The following is a 3,113-nucleotide window of genomic DNA, read 5'->3' on the forward strand; positions in this document are numbered from 1 at the left end:
GAATAGTCAGTACTTTTATACTATCTAAAACACGAACCGTTTCAATTGCATTACCTGCATAAATGGGATGCTCAAAAGTGTTTTTATCAATCACTCGACTTACATCAGAAATCTGAGTCACATCAAGTTTGGCAGCAATGCGGGGTGTTATATTTTTACCAAAGGTAGAAGCTGGTGCTATGATGGCTGAAAAGGATGAAGCCATACCAATGACTAATTCACTCATATTTTCAGCTAATTGATGGGCATAAGCAGCACTGTCAACTAACCAAACCGCATGAACACCTGCTATTGTTGCAGCCTGTTCAGCGACTGTTTGACATTGATGACCAACAACCAGTAAAACTGGATTTTCTTTTAGTTGCATGGCAGCAGCAACTGTATTACGTGTTGCCGGATGCATTATTTTATTATCATGTTCAACGATTACTAAAGTGCTCATAGTTCCTCCTAATTAAAGCACTTTGGCTTCATGTTGTAATTTATTGAGTAACTCTTCAACGGAATTTAGTTTAACGCCACCAGAACGAGCCGCTGGGCTAGCCACAGTCAGCACTTGAATATGCTCTTTCAAATTTAATCCCATAGAATCGAGTTCGATAATATCAAGTTGCTTACGCTTCGCTTTCATAATATTAGGTAAACTGGCATAGCGCGGCTCATTCAAGCGCAAATCGGTACTGACTATTGCTGGGAGCTCCATTGCCAAAGTTTCCAAACCACCATCAATTTCACGTGTCACTTCTATAGCTCGTCCATTCATGTTGAGCTTTGACGCGAAAGTCGCTTGTGGCCAATTTAATAAAGCAGCAAGCATTTGCGGTGTTTGATTATTGTCACCATCAATAGATTGTTTGCCCATTAAAATTAAATCAGGTTTTTCATCAAGCGTAATTTTTTGCAGAATCTTGGCAATATTAAGACTACAAAAATGTTTCTCACTACGGATAAGAATTGCGCGATCAGCGCCAAGAGCTAAGGCATGACGTAAAGTCTCTTGGCTCGCATCGGTACCTACTGTTACCGCTACAATTTCGGTTACAAGTTTTTGCTCCTGTAATCGAACTGCTTCTTCTATCGCTATTTCATCAAAGGGATTCATAGACATTTTGACATTTTGTGTTTCTACCCCGCTGTTATCCGGCTTAACCCGGACTTTGACATAAGGGTCTACCACACGCTTCACTGCAACCAGAGTTTTCATAGGTCCTCACTGGAATATCAAATCAGTCAGCATCTTGCCAGAGATAGTGGCTCAAGTTCAAGTTAGAACTTGCTTAACGTTCGTTTAAAGACTCCAAATAATCATTAAAGGCTTCTCCAATCTCTGGATGTGCTCTGCTTAGCTCCACTGTGGCCTGTAAATAACCTAGTTTTGAACCACAGTCGTAGCGCCTGCCATGAAATTGGTAAGCGTGAACTTTTTGCTCAGTTAACAAGCGCTGAATACCATCCGTTAATTGAATTTCTCCCCGATGATCAGGCGATACTTTCTTCAAGCAAGAAAAAATTGCTGGAGTAAAAATATAACGCCCGACAGCAGCAAGATTGGAGGGAGCAAGCTCCATCGTTGGTTTCTCAACGATCTTAACTATCGAAGAATAATCAGTGTTAGCATTCTCAACACGTACTACTCCATATTGATGCACATCATGCCAGGGTACTGGTTGAACTGCCATCACTGAATGACTATCTTTATGGAAATAATTAACCATTGCGGAAAGACAAGGTAATTTGGAATCGTCTATTAGATCATCTGCCAACAAAATAGCAAAAGGCTCTTCTCCTACTATATGCTCTGCACAAAGTACAGCGTGCCCTAAACCCAAAGGTTGATTCTGTCTAACATACGTAAACTGTATACCTGGCGGTGAAATATTTTTTACGACCTCAAGTAACGCTTCTTTGCCTTGTTCCTTCAGACGCACTTCTAATTCAAAATGATTATCAAAATGATCTTCAATTGCCCGTTTACTCGAACTGGTAATAAAAATCATATGATTAATACCAGCCCGTACAGCTTCTTCAACAGCATACTGAATCAACGGTTTATCTACTATAGGCAACATTTCCTTAGGATTTGCTTTAGTAGCCGGTAAAAACCGCGAGCCTAAACCTGCTACAGGGAAAACAGCTTTTTTATTTGCATCATCAATACCTCCTGGCAGATGCTTTATCCATGAATGGAATCATAAATTGATTAACTACTAGTATTGAAACAATGAGGGACAATATAAGTACACATAACTCGTGACCAAACAAACAACAGATACTAACCTACATAACCAACTCCATAAACAGAAATAATCATTATCGTCTCGTAAACTAAATGTTTTCATTATCGGTAAAATCACCAAGAATGACAAATTATCGATAATTAATTTTCTCGAATAAGTAGCAGTAGAAATTTCTCTCATACGTTATACTTAATTATTTTTAGCAATCAAGATGGTCTAAAGGATGAGGAAATCTTCTTATTGGCTTGAACGACCGGCAGCTATTCTTTTTTCTTACTCTTCTTATTCTTGTACTTCGTCTTTTTTACGCGGGAACTTACTTGAATTAGATGAGGCAGAGCAAGTCATTGTAGCGCAGCAACTGTTACCAGGCTATCCTGATCAACCTCCTCTTTATTCCTGGCTACAGTATTTTTTTCAAACTATTTGGTTTTAATTTATTAAGTCTAGCATTATTAAAATGCAGCCTGCTATTTGGCTGCTTTTACTATTTCCATCAAATTTGCCGTTTACATTGCCCAAATAATGCTTTGGCCTGGTGTGCTACCTTATCTTGGACCCTGATACCAGCCATTAGTCTTGATCTGATAAAGGATAATACCCATTCAGTTTTGGTGTTATTTGCCACCTGCCTTACCTGGTATTGGTTAATTGCTCCTTCACGCCTGCCAAAAGCAATTTGGTATCTAATGTTTGGCCTTATTATTGGCATAGGATTTCTTGCTAAATTTAATTATCTATTGTTTCTTTCTATCTTATTGCTTAGCGCCATTTCCATTGACAGCTATCGTATTAAGTTAATCCATCCAGGTATGCTGTTAACACTATTAACAGCTCTTACTCTTGCAAGTCCTTATGTTTTTTGGCTTTCCGAAC

General features: G+C 38.8%; 4 protein-coding genes and 1 pseudogene. 2 read left to right on the forward strand and 3 right to left on the reverse strand.

All coding sequences use genetic code 11. The features are described from left to right. From BN58_RS14020 to galU, 3 genes and pseudogenes are all read right to left on the reverse strand, one after another. Nucleotides 1-442 (reverse strand): annotated as a pseudogene (locus tag BN58_RS14020) (electron transfer flavoprotein subunit alpha/FixB family protein); the annotation flags it as partial. A gap of 12 nt (nucleotides 443-454) precedes the next feature. Beyond that, nucleotides 455-1,204: an electron transfer flavoprotein subunit beta/FixA family protein gene (locus BN58_RS14025; protein WP_019217367.1), complete on the reverse strand. Its 750-nt coding sequence runs from the start codon at nucleotides 1,202-1,204 to the stop codon at nucleotides 455-457. Between the two features lie 73 nt (nucleotides 1,205-1,277). Beyond that, a complete protein-coding gene (galU, locus tag BN58_RS14030) occupies nucleotides 1,278-2,156 on the reverse strand; it encodes a UTP--glucose-1-phosphate uridylyltransferase GalU (RefSeq protein WP_040916578.1) in 879 nt (292 codons plus the stop codon). A 304-nt stretch (nucleotides 2,157-2,460) separates the two neighbouring features. Between galU and BN58_RS28780 the strand changes: the two genes are divergently transcribed. Continuing rightward, entirely contained in the window at nucleotides 2,461-2,673 is a 213-nt protein-coding gene (locus BN58_RS28780) for a hypothetical protein (protein ID WP_019217369.1), read from the forward strand. Between the two features lie 31 nt (nucleotides 2,674-2,704). Continuing rightward, the coding region (locus BN58_RS28785; RefSeq protein ID WP_232220645.1) for a glycosyltransferase family 39 protein at nucleotides 2,705-3,113 on the forward strand (409 nt) is incomplete at its 3' end.

This window comes from Legionella tunisiensis (genome assembly GCF_000308315.1).
Lineage (GTDB): Bacteria > Pseudomonadota > Gammaproteobacteria > Legionellales > Legionellaceae > Tatlockia > Tatlockia tunisiensis.